The 19,142-nt window shown below is 62.0% G+C and carries 21 protein-coding genes; 12 read left to right on the forward strand and 9 right to left on the reverse strand.

The genetic code is table 11. The annotated features are described in order from the left end of the window. The 3 genes from AC1DD7_RS16095 to AC1DD7_RS16105 all read left to right on the forward strand — a co-directional run. On the forward strand, positions 1–1,503 hold a 1,503-nt coding region (locus tag AC1DD7_RS16095), incomplete at its 5' end, for a SpaH/EbpB family LPXTG-anchored major pilin (protein ID WP_477515769.1). Between the two features lie 200 nt (positions 1,504–1,703). Further along, entirely contained in the window at positions 1,704–2,615 is a 912-nt protein-coding gene (locus AC1DD7_RS16100; RefSeq protein ID WP_477515770.1) for a class C sortase, read from the forward strand. A 45-nt stretch (positions 2,616–2,660) separates the two neighbouring features. Then, positions 2,661–3,440 (forward strand): SDR family NAD(P)-dependent oxidoreductase, encoded by a 780-nt coding sequence (locus tag AC1DD7_RS16105; protein WP_477515771.1) that lies wholly within the window; start codon positions 2,661–2,663, stop codon positions 3,438–3,440. On the opposite strand, the gene AC1DD7_RS16110 is transcribed toward AC1DD7_RS16105, so the two are convergent. Continuing rightward, positions 3,403–4,479 (reverse strand): FUSC family protein, encoded by a 1,077-nt coding sequence (locus tag AC1DD7_RS16110; RefSeq protein ID WP_477515921.1) that lies wholly within the window; start codon positions 4,477–4,479, stop codon positions 3,403–3,405. The genes AC1DD7_RS16105 and AC1DD7_RS16110 overlap by 38 nt on opposite strands. A gap of 214 nt (positions 4,480–4,693) precedes the next feature. On the opposite strand from AC1DD7_RS16110, the gene AC1DD7_RS16115 reads away from it, so the two are divergent. Genes AC1DD7_RS16115 through AC1DD7_RS16125 form a run of 3 tightly spaced genes read left to right on the forward strand, consistent with a single transcriptional unit; the run spans position 4,694 to position 6,706 of the window. Then, complete coding sequence (locus tag AC1DD7_RS16115; protein WP_477515772.1) at positions 4,694–5,680, forward strand: aldo/keto reductase; 987 nt, start codon at positions 4,694–4,696, stop codon at positions 5,678–5,680. Between the two features lie 46 nt (positions 5,681–5,726). Continuing rightward, a complete protein-coding gene (locus AC1DD7_RS16120) occupies positions 5,727–6,194 on the forward strand; it encodes an SRPBCC family protein (protein WP_477515773.1) in 468 nt (155 codons plus the stop codon). Next, positions 6,191–6,706, forward strand: coding sequence for a GNAT family N-acetyltransferase (locus AC1DD7_RS16125; RefSeq protein WP_477515774.1), 516 nt, complete (start codon positions 6,191–6,193; stop codon positions 6,704–6,706). Before AC1DD7_RS16120 ends, AC1DD7_RS16125 begins: the two co-directional genes overlap by 4 nt. Here the strand turns inward: AC1DD7_RS16125 and AC1DD7_RS16130 are convergent, their stop codons facing one another. Together AC1DD7_RS16130 and AC1DD7_RS16135 are read right to left on the reverse strand one after the other, a co-directional pair. Further along, positions 6,707–7,108: a VOC family protein gene (locus tag AC1DD7_RS16130; protein WP_431117549.1), complete on the reverse strand. Its 402-nt coding sequence runs from the start codon at positions 7,106–7,108 to the stop codon at positions 6,707–6,709. It lies immediately after the preceding gene. Between the two features lie 17 nt (positions 7,109–7,125). Then, the gene (locus AC1DD7_RS16135) at positions 7,126–8,079 is read right to left on the reverse strand and encodes a DMT family transporter (RefSeq protein ID WP_477515775.1); all 954 of its coding nucleotides are present in this window, start codon (positions 8,077–8,079) and stop codon (positions 7,126–7,128) included. On the opposite strand from AC1DD7_RS16135, the gene AC1DD7_RS16140 reads away from it, so the two are divergent. Continuing rightward, complete coding sequence (locus AC1DD7_RS16140; protein ID WP_477515776.1) at positions 8,078–9,493, forward strand: aminotransferase-like domain-containing protein; 1,416 nt, start codon at positions 8,078–8,080, stop codon at positions 9,491–9,493. The two genes, AC1DD7_RS16135 and AC1DD7_RS16140, sit on opposite strands and share 2 nt — an antisense overlap. A 154-nt stretch (positions 9,494–9,647) precedes the next feature. Here the strand turns inward: AC1DD7_RS16140 and AC1DD7_RS16145 are convergent, their stop codons facing one another. Both AC1DD7_RS16145 and AC1DD7_RS16150 read right to left on the reverse strand, forming a co-directional pair. Beyond that, positions 9,648–11,267, reverse strand: a complete 1,620-nt coding sequence (locus AC1DD7_RS16145; RefSeq protein ID WP_477515777.1) for an MFS transporter — start codon at positions 11,265–11,267, stop codon at positions 9,648–9,650. 230 nt (positions 11,268–11,497) lie between these two features. Continuing rightward, on the reverse strand, positions 11,498–12,349 hold the full coding sequence (locus AC1DD7_RS16150; RefSeq protein ID WP_477515922.1) for a putative protein N(5)-glutamine methyltransferase: 852 nt from the start codon (positions 12,347–12,349) through the stop codon (positions 11,498–11,500). Between the two features lie 241 nt (positions 12,350–12,590). On the opposite strand from AC1DD7_RS16150, the gene AC1DD7_RS16155 reads away from it, so the two are divergent. Further along, the gene (locus AC1DD7_RS16155; RefSeq protein ID WP_477515778.1) at positions 12,591–12,839 is read left to right on the forward strand and encodes a hypothetical protein; all 249 of its coding nucleotides are present in this window, start codon (positions 12,591–12,593) and stop codon (positions 12,837–12,839) included. 87 nt (positions 12,840–12,926) lie between these two features. Then, entirely contained in the window at positions 12,927–13,187 is a 261-nt protein-coding gene (locus tag AC1DD7_RS16160; protein WP_477515779.1) for a hypothetical protein, read from the forward strand. Positions 13,188–13,276: 89 nt separating this feature from the next. Here AC1DD7_RS16160 and AC1DD7_RS16165 read toward each other — a convergent pair whose 3' ends face one another. Then, a complete protein-coding gene (locus tag AC1DD7_RS16165) occupies positions 13,277–15,820 on the reverse strand; it encodes an ATP-dependent DNA ligase (RefSeq protein ID WP_477515780.1) in 2,544 nt (847 codons plus the stop codon). Between the two features lie 38 nt (positions 15,821–15,858). Between AC1DD7_RS16165 and ku the strand changes: the two genes are divergently transcribed. After that, positions 15,859–16,725 (forward strand): non-homologous end joining protein Ku, encoded by an 867-nt coding sequence (ku, locus tag AC1DD7_RS16170; protein WP_477515781.1) that lies wholly within the window; start codon positions 15,859–15,861, stop codon positions 16,723–16,725. Positions 16,726–16,769: 44 nt separating this feature from the next. On the opposite strand, the gene AC1DD7_RS16175 is transcribed toward ku, so the two are convergent. After that, positions 16,770–17,036, reverse strand: coding sequence for a DUF7218 family protein (locus tag AC1DD7_RS16175; RefSeq protein ID WP_224094779.1), 267 nt, complete (start codon positions 17,034–17,036; stop codon positions 16,770–16,772). Between the two features lie 40 nt (positions 17,037–17,076). Further along, a complete protein-coding gene (locus AC1DD7_RS16180; protein WP_477515782.1) occupies positions 17,077–17,595 on the reverse strand; it encodes a DUF6328 family protein in 519 nt (172 codons plus the stop codon). Between the two features lie 116 nt (positions 17,596–17,711). Between AC1DD7_RS16180 and AC1DD7_RS16185 the strand changes: the two genes are divergently transcribed. Next, positions 17,712–17,978 (forward strand): hypothetical protein, encoded by a 267-nt coding sequence (locus AC1DD7_RS16185; protein WP_477515783.1) that lies wholly within the window; start codon positions 17,712–17,714, stop codon positions 17,976–17,978. Between the two features lie 186 nt (positions 17,979–18,164). Here the strand turns inward: AC1DD7_RS16185 and AC1DD7_RS16190 are convergent, their stop codons facing one another. Beyond that, a complete protein-coding gene (locus tag AC1DD7_RS16190) occupies positions 18,165–18,335 on the reverse strand; it encodes a hypothetical protein (RefSeq protein WP_223935420.1) in 171 nt (56 codons plus the stop codon). 313 nt (positions 18,336–18,648) lie between these two features. On the opposite strand from AC1DD7_RS16190, the gene AC1DD7_RS16195 reads away from it, so the two are divergent. After that, positions 18,649–19,128: a Dps family protein gene (locus AC1DD7_RS16195; protein WP_477515784.1), complete on the forward strand. Its 480-nt coding sequence runs from the start codon at positions 18,649–18,651 to the stop codon at positions 19,126–19,128. Positions 19,129–19,142: the final 14 nt, after the last annotated feature.

Raw genomic sequence — 19,142 nt, forward strand, 5'->3', positions numbered from 1 at the left:
ACGATGAAAGAGGAAAACACAGTGAGTAATCACCACACCGGGCGGGTTTGGAAGACCGCCGCCGCCACGATCGCCGGGGCGGTGTTGGCGATGTCCTTCTCCGTGGCCCCGGCTTCGGCCGCACCGTTGGTTGATGGGGACCAGACCGGTTCCATCACGGTCCACAAGTTCGAACGTCCCGCGACTCCGACGGGCCTGCCGAACAACGGCACGTCCGTGGATACCACCGGCCTGACACCGTTGGCCGGTATCGAGTTCACGATCCAGCAGGTCAACACCATTGACCTGTCCACCAACGCCGGCTGGGACGCGGCGCACAACCTCTCGGGCGTGTTCGCCCCGGCCAACGCCGCGGGCTCGATCACCGGTGCCGGTTACACCCTGGGCGCTGCCCAGGCGAAAACCACCGACGCTGCCGGGACCGCCGGTTTCACGTCCTTGCCGGTGGGCCTGTACCTGGTGACGGAAACGAACTACCCGGCCGGTGTGACACCGTCGGCCCCGTTCCTGGTKTCCGTGCCGTTGACGGACCCGGACAACAAGGACAACTGGATCTACGACGTCCACGTSTACCCGAAGAACTCCGTTGCCGGGGCCGARAAGACCGTCACGGAYGCCCCTGACGTGAAGCTCGGGGACCAGATCGACTTCACCATCACCGGTGACATCCCGAACGAAGCCGTCATCGATGGCTACAAGATCGTGGACGTYCTGGACCCGAAGCTGACCTACGTCGGCGCGTCCGCGACCCTCGTTGACGGCACGCCGTTGACGGCCGGCACGGATTACACCGTGAGCTTCGACGCCGCGACCAACACCGTCTCGGTCATCTTCACCGCCGCAGGCCGGGTCAAACTSGCTGCACACACCGAYACCCGGGTGCAGGTCATGGTCAACACCAAGGTCAACACCATTGGTGAGATCGAAAACGAAGCCCTCGTGTACCCGAACGCTKCCAGCTTCACCGTYGCACCGGGCCAGCCCGGTGGCCCGGTCGTYACGCCCCCGGTCGTGACCAAGTGGGGCGAAATGACGCTGCAGAAGGTCAACGAGAACGGTGCAGCCCTCGCTGGCGCTTCCTTCTCGGTTTATACCAACGAAGCCGACGCGAAGGCCGGAACGAACCCGGTGGACCTCAACGGCCAGACGGTCTTCACCGTCGCCGCTGACGGCACGCTGACGATCTCGGGCCTGCGCTACTCGGACTGGGCCAACGGCGCCGCCGTGGCACCCGGAACCCCGGACTACCGCACGTACTACCTGGTAGAGACCACCGCCCCGGCAGGCTACGAACTGCTCGCCGAGCCGGTGTCCTTCCTGATCAACGGCACCACCACCACGGTCGGTATCGACCTTGAAGTGAAGAACATCCCCTCCAACAGCGGCTTCCAGCTGCCGCTGACCGGTGGCGTCGGAACCGGCATTCTCTACGCAGCCGGTGCCCTCCTCGTCGTCGGTGCAGCCTTGATGTTCGTCCGCAACCGCCGCACCAGCAACAACTAACACCAACACCAGCAACAGCACCACAGCTGGTAAACAACACCGCAGGGGCCGCTACCCGCGGCCCCCGCAGTGACCCCAAGTGGGGAAGAACGCCAACCACGCGCTCTTCCCCACTTGCATTCCCACTTTGCAGTCCTATTAGCTGCTGCACTCTTCATAACTGCCGTCTTCCAACCGACTCACCCAGCTACAGGATTTTGATGACACAGGCACCAACCCGCACCCGTCGACTCCGGCATCTGACCGGACCCTGGAACCGGCAACGGCTCCTGATCGTGTTGGTGGCGGTCATTGGCGTCGGAATCCTGCTTTATCCCACGGCCGCAGCCTGGTTCTCGGACCGAATCCATGCCACCGAGATCAGCGGCTACGTGGATTCTGTCCAGACCATGAACCCCTCCGCGAAGAAGTCGCTCCTGGACCAGGCACGGGAGTTCAATGATGAACTGCCTTCAGGACCCCTCCGGGACCCGTACTCCTTGAATGAAGCAGGCGAGCAAACCACCATCGGTGCCGGCTCTGAGGCGTACAAGAAGATGCTGGCCGTCGGGCCTGGAGGAATGATGGGCCGCATCAGCATTCCCTCCATCCACGCAGATTTGCCCATCTTCCATGGCACGGACGAGGACACCCTCTCCAAAGGCGCCGGCCACCTCTTCGGGTCCGCGCTGCCAGTGGGCGGCAAAGGTACTCATAGTGTCTTGAGTGCCCACTCAGGATTCGTCAACGCCACTCTTTTCGACGACCTGGACAAAGTTCATGAAGGCGACGTCTTCAGCATCAACGTGCTTGATGAAACCATCTACTACAAGGTCGACCAGATCCTCACGGTACTGCCCGACCAAACCGAGGCCTTGCGCAAAGTCGAGGGCAAGGATTACCTGACGCTCATTACCTGCACACCCAAAGGCATCAACAGCCACCGACTCCTGGTTCGCGGCGAACGAACCACCGCACCCACCAGCGCTGATGGACCCCGTACTCTGCCGTCCACCACAACGGACCCCGGATTCCCTTGGTGGATCCTTGGCATCACCGGCTCGATAGCGCTGGCCATCATTGCCACCAAGCCACGCAGGCGATCCTCAGACGAAGAGCACTCGACCCTCTGACGAAAAGACAGGGCGCCGGGAGCGTTCAGCGCATAGTCTAGGCGCATGACGACTCGAGCCAATGAACTCACCGCCCTGGTCACCGGCGCCACGGCTGGGCTCGGTGCGGAATTCGCGCGCCAGCTCGCCGAAGCCGGACACCACCTCGTCCTGGTAGCCCGCGATGAAGAACGCCTCAAGGAAAAGGCCGAGGAGTTCGAACGCGACTTCAGTATCTCGGCGGAGGTTCTGTCCGCCGATCTGACCACCGACGTCGGGGTTTCCTTGGTGGCCGAGCGCTTGCGGGACGCTGCGCGACCTGTGGACGTCGTGGTGAACAACGCCGGGATCGGACTGCTGAAGTCGTTCGAGCAGAACGAGTTGGAGGAAGAAAAGCGGCATCTACGCCTCCACGTGCAGACACCGATGGAGCTGTGCCATGCGGCGCTTGAAGTCATGCTGGCTCGCGGAAAAGGCCGGATCATCAACGTTGCCAGCGTCGCAGCCTTCGCCAACAGGGGCACCTACTCGGCGGCCAAAGCCTGGCAGGTGACGTTCAGCCGCTGGGCGAACATTGCATATGGGAAGTCGGGCGTGCAGGTCACAGCGGTGTGCCCTGGCTTTACGCACACCGAATTCCACGACCGCATGGGCATGGATAAGTCCGTGGCGCCGCGATTCCTGTGGCTCGGCGCCGAGCGCGTGGTGCGGGAAGGGCTGGAGGACAACGCCGAGGGCAAGGCTGTTTCCATCCCGACGCGTCGATACAAAGTGGTGAGCTTCTTTGCGCGTATCTTGCCGGCGAAGTTTACTTCCGGCCCGCCGCGCCGGCCTCTGCAGCCTTAGGAACCGCAACGCCAGGTGCCCTGACCAACACCGCTACCGCGATTCCAATCACCGCTCCAACGAACGTCTCAACCGCGCGCTCCATCACCAGTACGCCCGGATCCATGGGCGATGCCAGTTGGGCGATCAGCAGGACCACGGGCGTGAAGAACACCATGGCCCAGCCGTAGTGCCGCGCCATGAACAGCTCAGTGGGGAACTGGCAAAGGACCACCACAATGGCCAGGACTATGGCCGTTTGGCCGGGGAAATACTGCAGCGGTGACAACGGAGTTGGGAAAAGTACGACGGCGACTACCGCCAACCCCAGGAACGTCCCCACGATGCGGTGGATGCCTCGGTGGACGCGGCTCGGGAGGTCCGCGCCTGCCAACGGCACGGCGGCTGCGGCCATGGCCCAATGCGGGTGGCCGCTCCCGCTCAGAACTCCGCACACGCCGGCAGCACCGACAGCGAGAGTGTAGCGGGCCGCATGAACAAGGGCAGATTGCCGTAAGGGTCCGCGGAGGACAGGGACATCGCGGGCAGCGCCCGGCTCCCACTTTCGGTGCCGAAGCCAGCCAGCGAATCCGACCAGAATCGAAAACGCCGCTGAAGCAGTGCCGATCAGCACCGCCGTCAGGAACGGAACGCTGGTGTGGACCGACGCGCATGCCCCCAGGGCGAGGATGCCGAAGAACGGCCCGATCGGTTTAAGGCGCACGGAGTCGGCATATAAGGAACCCGCACCGGCAAAGAGCGTTGCCACCAACACCAGCCACCAAGAGTGGATGTGGTTGACGGAAAGAAACGTGCCAATGGAGAGTCCGCCAACCAGAACCAGCGCGGCCTGGGCTTGATGTTTGAGCCGGAGTTGGTGGGTTTCATTGCGTCCGTACATTCCAGTGAGCGCGCCGAACACCGCATACATCATCAGGTCCGGACGGCCTACGAGAATCAGGACCAGCCCCGGAACTGCGACACTGAGGGCCACCCGAACGGCGGAGAGACGATCGTTGTTCGCCGGCCCAAGTTTATGGAGCTCCCGGGCGTGCGCCATGAATGCGGGCAGGAAAAACACCACCAATCATTCAGGGCTTGTGGGCGAGCTATCTGTATCGAAAATTATCAGGAGCAGCGGGTGGGCCGCCATAAGCCGGGTCACAACCCGTAGTAAGGCACTGGCAGTACCCCTTACGTCAGTACCTCCCATATGAGTCGAGAAGGTTGTTGACTGGATCAAGCGAGTTACTTGGATCAAAGGGAGGCGCATCATGCACACACGGACACTTGGGCAAGGTTTGAAGGTCTCGGCCATCGGTCTTGGCTGCATGGGTATGTCCCAAAGCTACGGACCCAACCCGGGGGACCGGACGGCGATGATCAAGGTACTTCGTGAAGCGGTGGACCTTGGTATCAACTTCTTTGACACGGCTGAGGTTTACGGGCCGTTCGTCAACGAGGAACTCGTCGGCGAGGCGCTTGCTCCTATCAAGGACCAGGTGGTCATTGCCACGAAATTCGGCTGGCGCATCGAAGACGGCAAGTCCGTTGGGTTGGACAGTTCTCCTGAACGGATCAAACGGGTGGCGGACGAGTCGCTCCGCAGGCTTGGGGTGGAGGCCCTGGACCTTTTTTATCAGCACCGCGTTGATCCAAAGGTGCCCATCGAGGACGTCGCGGGAGCTGTGGGTGAGCTGGTCCAAGAGGGCAAAGTACGCCACTTCGGCCTGTCCGAGGCCTTCGCCGCCACAATTCGTGCAGCCCACGCAGTCTTTCCCGTGACCGCCGTCCAGAGTGAGTATTCGTTGTGGACACGGGATCCGGAACCGGAGGTGCTGCCAACGCTCTCGGAACTCGGCATTGGCTTTGTCCCGTTCAGCCCACTCGGCAAGGGGTTCCTCACGGGCACCGTGGATCCGTCCACCCAATTTTCATCGGGTGACGTCCGCGGCACTATCCCTCGATTCACCGCAGAAAACCGCGCGGCCAACCAAGCACTGGTGGATCATGTGGCCGAACTTGCCGCCTCGAAAGGAGCAACACCTGGTCAGATCGCGCTGGCTTGGCTTCTCGCGCAGCAGCCATGGATTGTCCCGATCCCGGGCACGCGACGTCGGGAGCGACTAGAAGAGAATACTGCCGCGACCAACGTTGCACTCTCCGCTGATGAGGTTGCCGATCTGGATGCCGTGGCGAGCCGGATCGGGGTGCAGGGCAACCGCTACAACGATCAACACATGGGCCTCGTGGGAAGGTAACGGCAACACTGGAGCGCTGCCCGGCAGAGTCTGGGAAGATCAAGGTATGCCCGTTGCTTTCGTCTGCCGAACCCGCTCCGCCATGTCACCGCAGGAGCTGTTCGACCTGTCCCGAAACATCGACGCGCACGTGGGGTCGATGACCAAAAGCAGGGAAAAGGCGATAGACGGCGTCACCACAGGTCTGATTTCGGAAGGCGAGCAAGTCACCTGGCAGGCGTGGCACCTCGGAGTCCGTTTCCGCATGACCAGCCGCATCACGCGTATGGAGGCACCGGCGTCGTTCACTGACGAGCAGGTGCGCGGCCCTTTCAAGTACCTCCGCCATACGCACGAGTTCCGGCAGGACGGCAGCGGGACGCTGATGGTGGACACCGTGGAATTCGCTGCGCCGTTCGGCGCGCTGGGCCGCCTGCTGGAGAAGCTGGTTCTGGCCAGATACCTGCAGGACTTGATCGAAACCCGCAATGGATTCCTCGTCGGACAGGCACCTCCCGCACTGGATAAACGGTGATCCGGCTAGCTCGACCAGACGATCTGCCGCGTTTGCAGGACATTGAGCGGGCAGCGGGGGAAGCCTTCCGGGGCCTGGGCATGGATCAGATCGCGGATGACGAACCCTTCTCCTTGGACGAGATGAACGCCTACGTGACTGCCGGGCGTGCCTGGGTGTGGGTCGATGGGTTGGACTACCCCTTGGCGTATCTATTGACGGACATTGTTGATGGCAACGCGCACGTGGAACAGGTAACCGTGCACCCGGATCAAGCACACCAAGGACTCGGCCGCGAACTGCTGCATGCTGCACGGGTGTGGGCCAGGGGGCATGGCATGCAGCGCCAGACGCTGAGCACGTTCCGCGACGTGCCGTGGAACGCGCCGTACTACCGGCGCCTGGGGTTTCAAACGCTCGACGCCGGCAGCTGGGGCCCGGAGCTGGCCAAGCTCATGGAGCACGAAGCTGAGTTGGGGCTGACGCGTTGGCCTCGGGTCGCCATGTGGCGTCCAGTGGTTCCGCCGAGGTAGCTACTCAGCCACCAGCTCAACTTCGTAGCTGTCAGTGTTGATCAAATACGCGGCGTAGTGGTCCGGACCGCCCGCGTGCGGGTACTTCGACTCGAACATCTCGTACCAACCGGCGTCGGCACCGAGCGCGCGAATCCGGTCCACATTTTCCCGGGTGCCGGCATGGAAGGCCACATGATTTAGCCCGGGATCCGTGCGCCGGTGGGCCGTTCCGGTGATGGCATCGGTGCCTTCCACCACCACGTACGTGCCATTGAGCTTCCAACTGCACCCCGTGGGCCAGTCCTGGAAGGGTTTGTAACCAAGCTCGCCCAAGAGCCAGCCCCACTCCTCCCGGGCTCGTTCAAGGTGCGGCACCCAGATCTCAAGGTGATGGATGGAACCCACAGTTGTGTCAGGCATGGGCCGAGTCTACGAGATCAGGGCCTTGGCATGGCAGCGTCAGGACTCGACGGCGGGTTGAGCCTTACACGGACAGCGGCACCTGCGCAGAGGATCACGGCGAGTCCGCCAAACGCGGTGGTCCACGTCATCGATTCTCCCAAGAGGAGGCTTGCCCACGCGATGGTCATGACCGGTTGGACCAGTTGGATCTGGCTGACTTGCGCCATGGGGCCGATCGCCAGGCCGTGGTACCAGGCGAAGAATCCGAGGAACATGCTCACAATGCCCAGGTAAGCGAAGGACAACCACTGAACCGGTGTAGCCGAGGGCGCACCCGAACCCAGTGAAAGCAGTGTCAGCAGCAGCATCGCGGGGGAGGCAACCACCAGCGCCCACGAGATTGTCTGCCAGGGGCCGAGTTCCCGCGCCAGCAGACCTCCTTCCGCATAGCCTATGGCTGCCGCAATCACGGCGCCGAGGAGCAGGAGGTCAGCCCAATGAAGCTGACCGAAACCGCCGGACTGAACCAACGCGAAAACCAGAGCCGCAATAACACCTATGGCAGTCAGGACCCAGAACAGGAGCCGCGGACGTTCACGGCCCCGGATCACCGCTACCGTTGCCGTGGCCGCAGGCAGTAGCGCGATGACGATGGCTCCATGGCTTGCGGTGGTGGACGTCAGCGCGAACGTTGTCAGCAAGGGGAAACCCGCAACGATGCCACCGGCCACCACAGCCAGTCGAAGCCATTGGGTGCCCTTCGGGAAACGTTGGCGGGTCAAGCCCAAGGCCAGTGCTGCAAGAACGGCCGCAACCACGGCCCTGCCTGCCCCGATGAACAGGGGAGATAAGCCTTCAACGGCCACCCGGGTGAAGGGAACCGTGAACGAGAATGCGACAACGCCAAGAAGGCCCCACCAGACGCCTGTCGACGTCCGTCTGGATACCACTGGCCGCGAAAGTGTAGTAGCGCTACTATTGTGACTCATGAATAACGATAGCAGTTCCCGGATTGTCTCGCGACTAAAAGAATGGATCGCAGGGGCCGCGCCGGGAGCCAAACTGCCATCCACCCGCCAACTCGTGGCCGAATACCAGGCAAGCCCTGTAACGGTGCAGAAGGCCTTGAGAACCCTCACTGCCCAAGGCCTGATAGAAAGCCGCCCCGGCGTCGGCACCTTCGTCCGGGCATACCGCACCGCCAGACCGTCCGATTACGGCTGGCAAACAGCTGCACTCCGAGCCGCCCAAACACCGCGCCTGCTGAACTCTGGCGCTATGCGCAGCGCTTCGAACGATGTCATCGCCTTCCACTCCGGCTATCCGGACCGCGAACTCCTGCCGGAGCGGCTCGTCCGGGCCGCGCTTACCAGGGCTGCCCGCGGCGACGCTGCGCTGTCGCGGCCACCGGCCCAGGGCCTTCCCGAACTGCAATCCTGGTTCGCGCACGAGCTCAGCACCTCGACGCCGGTTGGCGTCACGCCGCCCCAGCCGAGCGACGTCGTCGTACTTCCCGGGAGCCAGAGCGGACTAAGCTCGATCTTTCGCGGCCTGGTGGGGCATGGGCGGCCACTGCTGGTGGAGTCGCCCAGCTACTGGGGTGCGCTGCTGGCCGCCGGCCAGGCCGGTGTTCGCGTCATTCCGGTGCCGTCCGGCCCTGACGGGCCGGATCCTGACGAGCTGGCGAGGGCTTTTGAGGAATCCATGGCCCGGATGTTCTACGCCCAGCCCAACTTTGCCAACCCCACGGGTGCCCAATGGTCTCCCGAACGGGGCGAGGAGGTCCTTCGGATTGTCCGTCAGCACGGAGCGTTCCTTGTGGAGGACGACTGGGCCCATGATTTCGGTATCACCGCGCAGTCCGTTCCGCTCGCCGCCAAGGACGATTCCGGCCACGTGGTGTACATCCGCTCCCTGACCAAAAGCGTCTCGCCGTCCATCCGCGTGGCAGCGATTATCGCCCGCGGTCCCGCACGGGAACGGATCATGGGTGCGCAGGCTGCGGAGTCGATGTACGTCAGCGGCCTGCTCCAGGCTGCAGCGCTCGACGTCGTCACTCAGCCCGGCTGGCAAACACACCTTCGCGGCCTCGGCCATCAGTTGCAGTCGCGCCGCGACTTGTTGGTCACCAGCCTGCGCGAACACGTTCCAGAGGCGCACCTTAGCCACCTGCCCAAGGGTGGTTTGAACCTGTGGCTGCGGATGCCGGACGGGTTCGACGTCGATCAGCTCACCAAGGATTGCGAAGCGGCCGGGGTTCTCATTGCCGCTGGAACAGAGTGGTTCCCGGCGGAACCTGAAGGCCCGTACATCAGGCTCAACTATGCGGGTCCCAATCCCGGCGGATTCCCCGAGGGCGCGCGGATTATTGGCGAGGCGGTCAGGGGTTTGCTGTCGGTTTAGGCGAGGGCTGCCGCTCGGGCGAGTGCCGCCGTCGAGCTTTAACAGCCGTAGCCACCAATCCCAAGGAGAGCGCCTTGGTATTGGTGGCTACGGTGGGCGGCGGGTTGCCGCGAACTATCTGAATCGCTGCGCAGAAGTTGCAGGCACGTGATCCCTAGGCTGGGGTCAGGTCCTTGTCACGCCGGCCAAACACTTCATCATCAATGGGCTGGCCGTCGAACGGCATTTCGTCCAGGTTGATGAGCGGGTTGGTGTCCTGGGTGGCAACGAGTTCGCGGGCCTCGGCGGCAGTGTCCACGCTGGGCATGGAACCGGGCAGGGGACGCTGGGCGGATTCGCGCAGGAAGTAGATTGCGATCGCACCCACGATGGACGTTCCCATCAGGTAGTAGGCCGGCATCATGTCATCGCCGGTTCCTTCAATGAGGCCCTGCACGATGAACGGAGTGGTTCCTCCGAAGATGGCCACCGAGAAGTTGTAGGCGATGCCCATTCCGCCGTAGCGGCTGGACGTCGGGAACAGTGCCGGGAGTGCCGAGGCCAGGTTGGCAATGTAGAACGTCACGGGGAACGCGATCAGGGCAAGCCCTGCCAGCGTAGACCAGATGTCGCCGATGCCGATCAGCATGAAGGCAGGAACGGAGAACGCGATGGTGCTGCCGGCGCCGATCCACAGCACGGGACGGCGCCCGATACGGTCGGACAACTTGCCCGTGAGCGGAATACACAGGGCCATGATTACCAGGACCGGGATGGTCAGCAGGGTGCCATGAACGGGGTCGTAGCCCTTTGAATCCGTAAGGTACGTAGGCATGTAGGAGGTCAACGCGTAGCCGACCGTGTTGGCTGCGGCGGCGAGGATCATGGCCAGCACAATCTGGCGCCAGTAGGCCTTGATAATGCCAACCGGGCCCTTGGCGACGTTGGCATCCTGTGCCGCGGCGTCCTTCGCGATGGCTTCCTGGGCGTCCAGGGTGGCCTGGAACTGCGGGGATTCCTCGATCTTGCTACGGAAATACACGGCGATCAGGCCCAGCGGACCGGCGATCAGGAACGGAAGCCTCCAGCCCCATTCCTCCATGGCTGCCTGTCCGAGCGTGAGCTGCAGGACCGAAACCAGTGCGGCGCCGAGGGCGAAGCCGATGTAGCTGCCCATATCCAGGAAGCTGGCGAAGAAGCCGCGGCGCTTGTCCGGGGCATATTCGCTCACGAAGGTTGTAGCACCGGCGTACTCACCACCGGTGGAGAAGCCCTGGACGAGCTTGAGGATCACCAGCAGCGCGGCGGCCCAGATGCCGATCTGCGCGTAGCCAGGCAAGAGTCCGACGGCGAACGTGCTTGCCGCCATCAGCATCAGTGTTGCTGCGAGCACCTTCTGGCGGCCCACCTTGTCGCCGAGCCAACCGAAGACGACGCCGCCAAGCGGGCGGGCGATAAAGGTGGCGGCGAAGGTGCCGAGAAGGAAGAGTGTCTGGACGGACTTGTCCGCTTCCGGGAGGAAGACGGGGCCCATGGTGGTGATGAGGTAGCCGAACACGCCGACGTCGTACCATTCCATGGTGTTGCCGACGATCGTGCCGCCGAGTGCTTTCTTCAGCATCGGCTGGTCCACAACATTGACGTCGGATTCTTTCAACCGGCGCTTGCTGCGGAGCTTCGTTTTCTTGGGGTTCTTTACAGTGTTGGCAGCGGCCGTTGTAGCGGCCGAAACCAGGTTTCCAGTGGCGTTCCTTGCGCCTGGCGGAGAGACGGTGTTGCTTTGGTCTATGGGCATTTGGGCTTCTCCTAGGGAGGTCATTTGCTTGCGACTTCTGGCTGCCCCGCTCCGGGCAGGTGTTCAATTTTACGCGGTTTCCCCCTCAAACCCCAGTTGAGATCCGATTTATGGGGTGTTTCAGGGGGCAATTTGCCTAGTTGTCTTACATCTTTTTGCCCGGTCTTGCCCTGCAATGGCGCGGAATCGGCGAAGTTTTTGCCCCGCCGGGCACGTTGTTACCAAATTGTTTAGCTGAGCCCATGAAACGGGGCGTTTTTGGGGTCAAAAGCTGACTGATCCCGGGCCTCTTCTTGCCGTCCTGTCTGGACGATACCCAGCACGATGGTTGCGTCCAGATCGTCGTCTGTCACCACCTGTGCACGCAGTCCGGATTGGTCCATGATCCTGGCGGTTTCTGGCGCCTGGTCTTCCGAGGTTTCAATCAGGAGGCAACCGCCCGGCGACAACCACTCAGCCGCGTGCTCTGCAACCCGGCGCTGGACATCCAAACCGTCAGTACCGCCGTCGAGCGCCACCATTGGTTCATGCAAGCGCGCCTCAGGCGGCATCATGCCGATGGAACCCGTAGGCACGTAAGGCGCATTGGCGAGCACAACGTCCATGCGTCCCCGAAGTTCAAGGGGGAGGGCGTCGTATAGATCGCCTTCGAAAACGCGCCCGCCACGGGGCTCTACGTTCTTGCGGGCGCAGCTCACCGCGGCCGGATCAATGTCCGCGGCGTATAGCTCGCAGCTCCCCAGAAGATCGCTGAGTGCCGCACCGATCGCCCCAGAACCACAGCAAAGATCGACGACGACGGCACCGGACCGTGCGATTTTCGCCGCCTGGCGCACCAGGAACTCCGTGCGACGCCGTGGAACGAAGACGCCGGGTCCAACAACCATGCGGCTCCCGCAGAAGTCCACCCAGCCGAGGATGTGTTCCAAGGGCATTCCCTTGACGCGCTGATCCACCATGTAGTCCAGATGGTCTGGACTCGTGGCGGCATTAATGAGGAGTTGCGCTTCGTCCTCAGCGAAAACGCATCCAGCATCGCGGAGGGTGGTGGCGACGGACATTCTCCAGGTCACGGGTGCCATGCTAGCCGAGGGGTTCACAAAAGCGCCGATTCTTGGTTAGGGTATGACGCATGGGAACACTGATTTTTGAGTAGACCGGCCTCCGCCCTTAGCGGCACAGCCGAGTTTCACCTGACAAAAATCCACGCCTGTTGAGGCCCTGCCTCCATGCCGTTCCCGTTGTCGACGCAATTTTTTTCGAACCGCAACGCCATGGTTTTGGTGCTTCTTCAGGACTCACATCTAAGAGGAGTCCACTTTTATGACTGCCAATCCTTCCGAAAACAACACCCCGGAGCCCGCTGACTCGGGAAATGACGCTGCTGCGTCGGGAAGCCCAAAGCCTGCCACCGGCGGCATCAAGTCCAAACTGACCGATGCCCAGAAAGCGATGCTCGCCAGTAAGTCCGGCGGCGGCGCTCCCGCTGGCTGGCAAAGCACGGGCAAGGGCCATAAGCCCACGTCCGCCAGCGGCAAGCAGGCCAAGACGGAGAAGAAGGTCCGCTGGTGATTCCTGGGCATAGGTAAGTCCTGCAGACAACCATCTTCGGCGCGCCTAGTATTGAAATTCCTTCGTTTCATAGGGAAAGGAAGAACCATGACTGCAACGAATCCAGCCGAAAATATCGATCCCGAGGTTGCCAGCCACTTGGTGGAGGCCATGGACATGGCTCCCATGCCTGAACCGGCAACCATTGACGTATCTCTGGGTTTGGACCAGGAACAGCACTGGCCCGACGGTAGCGGTAAACGCCGGCACACGAAGGACCGCGGCCAAGCCCTCGGACGGATGGGCCAGGGCGCTGCAGTGACGGCGATCCACCGGACCAGCCGCCCGCAGATGCCGCACTCGTCCTAGTCGCTGCCACCCGAGCCGACCCACGTAGGCAGCCCAACTGACTAGCACTTGTGGTTGTTATGAGCGCTGAGAACAACCACTAATGCCAGTCAGTTGGGCTGGCTTACGTCTTCCGGGGATTTGTCCGGACGCCACCCACGCCACACGGGATGCCGTAGTCTGCCTGGGCCCGTCCATTCTCCGAAGGTCACTTCTGCTACCAGTTCCGGATCCACCCAGCGGGCACCTGCTGCGTCCTCGCGCGGGATATCGGCGAACGGAGAATCAGCAACCACGCGGGGCCCCAGCTTCTCCATGACATCCCTCAGCTGCCACTCCTTGAACCCGGTGCCCACCCGGCCCACGTAGTGCAGCTTCCCGCCCTCCGGAATGCCCAACAGTAACGAGCCAAAGGTCCCGTTCCGGGCCCCGGCGCCGGGACGCCAGCCGCCCACGACCACTTCCTGGCTCAGCTCCAGCTTGAGTTTGATCCACGAGCGGCTACGCCGGCCGATCACGTAACGGCTATCTGCTTTCTTCGCCATCACTCCTTCCAAGCCGAGCTCACCTGCGCTTGCCATGAGGTCTTCGACGTCGTGGTCCAACACGGCCGAAAGGTGAAGCGGGCAGCCAGAGCGCAAGCGCCCGGCAAACGCCGAAAGCCGCTCCCGACGCTCACGGAAAGGCAGGCCGCTCAGATCCGTGCCGCCGTCGTACAGAAGGTCGAACAGCATCAGCTGCACCGGGACGGAAGCCCGGGCCCGTTCGATGTCTGCGGTTTTAACCAGGTTCATCCGGAGTTGCAGGCGGCCAAAATCAGGCCGTGAGCCCTTGCCAAGCGCCACGATTTCACCGTCGGCCACGAAATCGCCGTCGGGCCAGCAGGACCGGTCTGTTAGTTCGGGATAGGTGGCGGTGAGATCGTTGCCGTTGCGGCTCATCAGACGGATCTTGCCTTCAGTGCCGGTGATGATGGCCCGGATTCCGTCCCACTTCAGTTCGTACAGCCAGTCGTCGCCGCGAAGGTCGTCCACCGTGCCGGACGTGGCAAGCATCGGGGCGTAATTGGGCATTGGCTGGGGAGCGGCTGGCTTCGATGCTGCGGGGGGTGCGACCTTCTCGGAAGGGCCCTTGCGGAGCCGTCCGCCCGGCTGCTCCTTCATTAAGTGGATCAGCCAACGGTCACCGGTATTGATCAGCGCCAAACGTTTGGTCCCGTGCAGCCCACCTCCCGGCTGGCCCGTCAGCGTTGCGATCACTTCCTTGCCGTCCCGCCATTTCTCGCACGTGTACTCGCCACGGTCCCAAATGGTCATGGTCCCTGCTCCGTACTCACCTTTGGGAATGACGCCAGCGAAGTCTGCGTACTCCATCGGATGGTCTTCCGTATGTACGGCAAGGTTGTTCCGGTCGGGCGTCTCCGGGACACCACGCGGCAAAGCCCAGGACGCAAGGACGCCGTTGTGCTCCAACCGCAGATCCAGGTGGTAGCGCCGGGCGTGGTGCTCCTGAATGACGAAGATCCCGCCGGGCGGTGCAGGGTCGCCCGGCTTGGGCTGGTCTGAGGAGGAGCTTCCGGGCGACGAGGAGGCAAAAGCAGCCGACGACGCCGGGAACGGCTCCGGGGTCTTCTCCGGATCGCGCATCCCCACATATTTGGCGAGACGGTTCTCTGCAGTCACCACGCGCTCGCGGGTGCCTGAACCGCCGCCGGTTCCTGCGCCCTCGTCGTCATCCGTATACTCTCCGTGCGGCGGTAGGTGCCGTGAGGAGATAGGGGCGAAGTGGTCCTTGCCGGTCTTGACCCGCTTCATCACGGCCGTGTAATCAAGGTGGTCCAGGGTGCTTGAGGAGAGTTCGCGCCACGTGCGCGGTGCCGCGACCGTAGGGTGGGCTTTCCCCCGGAGCGAATAAGGGACGATCGTGGTCTTGTTGCCGCTGTTCTGGCTCCAGTCCACCAGCACTTTGCCGTTGCGGAGGGACTTCTTCATGTCGCTGACCACCAGATCGGGATGGTCGGACTCAAGGGCACGTGCCAGCTCATGGGCGAAGGCCGAGACCTGCTCGGACTTCAGCGTGCCCTCCAGCCCGGTGTAGAGGTGGATTCCTTTGCTGCCGCTGGTCACCGGCACTGGTTCCATTCCCATGTCCTGCAGGATGGAGCGGGCAAGTTTGGCCACTTCAACGCACTCAGGCAGGCCTGCGCCGGGACCGGGGTCAAGATCCAGGACGAAGCGGTCAGGCCGGAGCGGATTACCTTCAGCGTCAACCTGCCATTGGGGGACGTGGATCTCCAGCGACGCGATCTGTGCCATCCATGTGAGCGTGGCGAGGTTGTTGACCATGGGGTAGACGTTGGTGTGGTCCGAGTGCTGGATGGCGGTGCGGGGGATCCACTTGGGCGCGGAGTCTTCAAGGTTCTTCTGAAAGAACACCTGTCCCGGGTGCTCGGCGGTGCCCACCCCGTTGACCCAGCGCTTGCGGGTGACGGGCCTGTTGGCGGCGGCAGGAATGAGGAAAGGCGCCACTGCGGCGTAGTACTCCAGGACCTCGGCCTTGGTGGTTCCGGTCTCGGGGTAGATGATCTTGCCCAGGTTGGTGAGGGTCAGCTCGTGGCCTTCCACGTTCACCCGCTCCTGTTGCTTGCCTGCCACCTCTTCTCCTCTGCTGTCTTGTGCTGTTGACTGGGTGCATGAGGGCCATATGGAAGGGATCTATCGCGTTCGGTCTGGTCAACGTACCAGTGAAGCTTTACAGCGCCACGGAGGACCACGATATTGGCCTTCACCAAGTCCACAATAAGGACGGCGGACGCATCCGGTACCAGCGGAAATGTGAAATTTGCAGCGAAGTTGTTGCTTACGAAGATATCGACAAGGCCTACGAAGAGGAAGGCCGCACAGTGGTTCTCACGGCGGCTGAATTGAAGTCCTTGCCGGAAGAGAACAGCCGCGAAATTGAGGTAGTGGAATTCATCCCTGCCGAGCAACTGGACCCGATCATGTACGAGCGCAGCTATTTCCTGGAGCCGGATTCCAAATCCCCCAAGGCCTATATGTTGCTGCGGCAGACACTTGAGGACACGGACAGGATTGCAATTGTCCAGTACGCGCTGAGGCAGAAGACGCGGCTCGGGGCCCTGCGAGTACGCGGGGACGTACTCCTTCTGCAAGCCCTTCTCTGGGGCGACGAAGTCCGCGAGGCCAAGTTCCCCTCCCTCGAAACGGACATCAACATCTCGGATAAGGAACTCGAAATGTCCTCCGCGCTGGTGGATTCCATGGCCCACGATTTCGACCCCGAAGAATACACCGACGACTACCAGGTGCAGCTCCGCACGTTGATCGAGGCCAAGCTGGAAAAGGGCGAGGCACTGGACACGGAAGCCACGTTCGGTGTCACGGAGAGCGAAGGGGAAGGCGGCGACGTCATCGATCTCATGGAGGCGCTGAAGCGGAGCCTGGACAAGAAACGCGGCAAGGAAAAAGCGGCCGACGACGACGCTGCCGCCAGCAAAACTACCAGCAAGCCAAAGGCGCGGGCCAAGAAAAAGGCGTGACCCGGCGTCGGGCTCTGTTTTATTCGATAGTGGTTCCGAAACCTTTAGTGGTTGCGCAGCATTGAAATGATCTCGGACTTCTTCTTGCCGGAGTAGCCCTTGATTCCGAGTTCCTTGGCGCGGGACTTCAGTTTGTCCACAGTCCAATCGTCGTAGTCGCCGGACTTGCCTCCCTTGCGTCCTACTTCCTTGCGCCCCTGCTTGGCCGCAGCATTTGAAACACGGGCCGCTTTTTCCTTGGAAGCGCCTTCGTCGCGGAGTTCTTCATATAGCTTCGGGTCCTTCAGGCTCGAATTCTTCTTTCCAGGCATGATGCGTTTCCTTTCGCGTATTGATGACGTGCCTTTTTGCTCAGGGTGCATTTCCGCTCTTGCCGTTTCCGTTTTGCAGGGCCCGCCGGTGCAGCCAGAGCGGCATCCCCACAACGAGTACCAGCAGGACCATGATGATGAAGCTACCGGCAACCATCGCTGCTGTTCGGCCGGCGGTGACATCGAAGACCAGGGTGGCCGAACCTACAATCAGGATGGCTACGCCGGCCAATGCCCATTTGGTGATGGCATCGGCGCTGGAGACGAGAGTGGCTTTGAGGCCCCGGCGGAAAAGGCGGCGGTGCACGCTGACCGGAAGCAGGATCAAAGCAGTTGTCAGGGCCGCTGCCATGACATTGAAGAGGTAGAGGCCGCGTTGCCAGTCGTCCAGGTGCTCAAAGCGCGCCTGGAAAGGCAGGGTCAGCAGGAAGCCGCCCAGGATCTGGACACCGGTCTGGAGCACCCGCAGTTCCTGGATGAGCTCCATCCAGTTGCGGTCCATCCGTTCTTCAACGGATTCGTTCCTGCCGATCCTGGGAACCTGCTCCGGCTCTACCATTCGTACACCTCCAGATAGCTATTGGTGGACGCTGACACTACACCGGACTACGGTCGAACTGTCAGCATTCCTCGAACAATTTTCGAAGGCCTCAAAGGATTTCCAAGGAGGAAGAAATGAGTCAGGACGAACACCGCGTTGACCCGGAAGACGCTGCCGGCGGCTACGGCACGCCAACTCCTGAGCAGGAAATGCCAGGACAGGGATCGGAGCGTGAAACACCGGAACGGCCATCGCCGGGAACGCCTCCCGGACCGGGGGCACCACCTGAAGGCAGCCCAACTCCGGAAGACCCGGATACTTCTCCCGTTCCGGAATCACCGGACGAATTCCCCACTCCGCGGGATCCCGACGCGGCGCCCCCTCCCAGTACGGGCGGCTGAAGCACGGCGGCTAAAGCGACTGTTCGGGGGCGGGTATCCGGGAGCAGGTATCGGGTCCCGGATGCGCCGGAGGACTGCCCCTGGCTGCAGTTCCACTGCAGTGGGGCAGTCCTCACGTTCCGCGGTATTCATCGGCAGGCCGACCACAGTACTTGGCCGGTGCGGGTCATTGTCGCGGTGCGTGCCCTATACCGTATGTCCCCTGCGGCCCGACATGAAGCTGAGCAGCCAGCCGATAGCTGCGATGACGAGGAGGACGACGCCTACCCACAGCAGCCAGTTCAGGGCCGACGAGAAGCCGCCCACCAAGAGAAGGACAATTGCAACTACACCAGCAATGATCAGAAGCGTGTTCATGGTCAGCACATTCCTTTCTGGGGGAATCCGCAAAGAATCTTTTGGATTCCTGACTATGCATTCCTATTTACCTCGATTTACTTCCACGGGTACTTGGGAGCGTTCCACCGCCTCCGAGTGCCTTTTATCGCTATCACTTCCGGTCCGCCCTGAGGGGCGAAGTTCGCCAGATGTGAACAGCAACACTTCTCATTGTACTACTAAGCAACCTTATGAAAGAGTTATTGAAGTCGCCACTTGATGATTGACCCACATCGAAGGAATTCGACACCAGGGTTTTTCGCTTGCACCGGCCGTCCAAGGAGAGGAAAACATGAAAGCGTCACAGCAGCTTGCAGACAACCTTCAAATCGTCCTGACAGACCTGATCGAGCTACAGCTCCAAGGCAAGCAGGCGCACTGGAACATCGTCGGTCCGAACTTCCGGGACCTCCACCTCCAGCTGGACGAACTCGTGGCCGCCACCCGCAAATATGCGGATGACACGGCCGAGCGGATGAGGGCCCTTCACGCCCTGCCCGATGGCCGGAGCGGGACCATCTCGGCGGGTACGCGCCTTGAAGAATTCCCGGGCGGGCTGGTCAACACTAAGAACGCCGTCAAGCTGATTACGGACCGAGTGGAGCGCACCGTCCAGACCATGCGTGACGTCCATGACGAGGTGGACGAAGAAGACCCCACCACGGCGGACCTCCTGCACGAATTCATCGCCCGGCTGGAGCAGCTGGTGTGGATGATCAACGCCGAAATCATGAGCGCGGGAACCGCTGTCACCGATCCCGACGAAGCTTAACCGGGGCCACAGCA

Source organism: Paenarthrobacter sp. 10L412 (genome assembly GCF_056395565.1).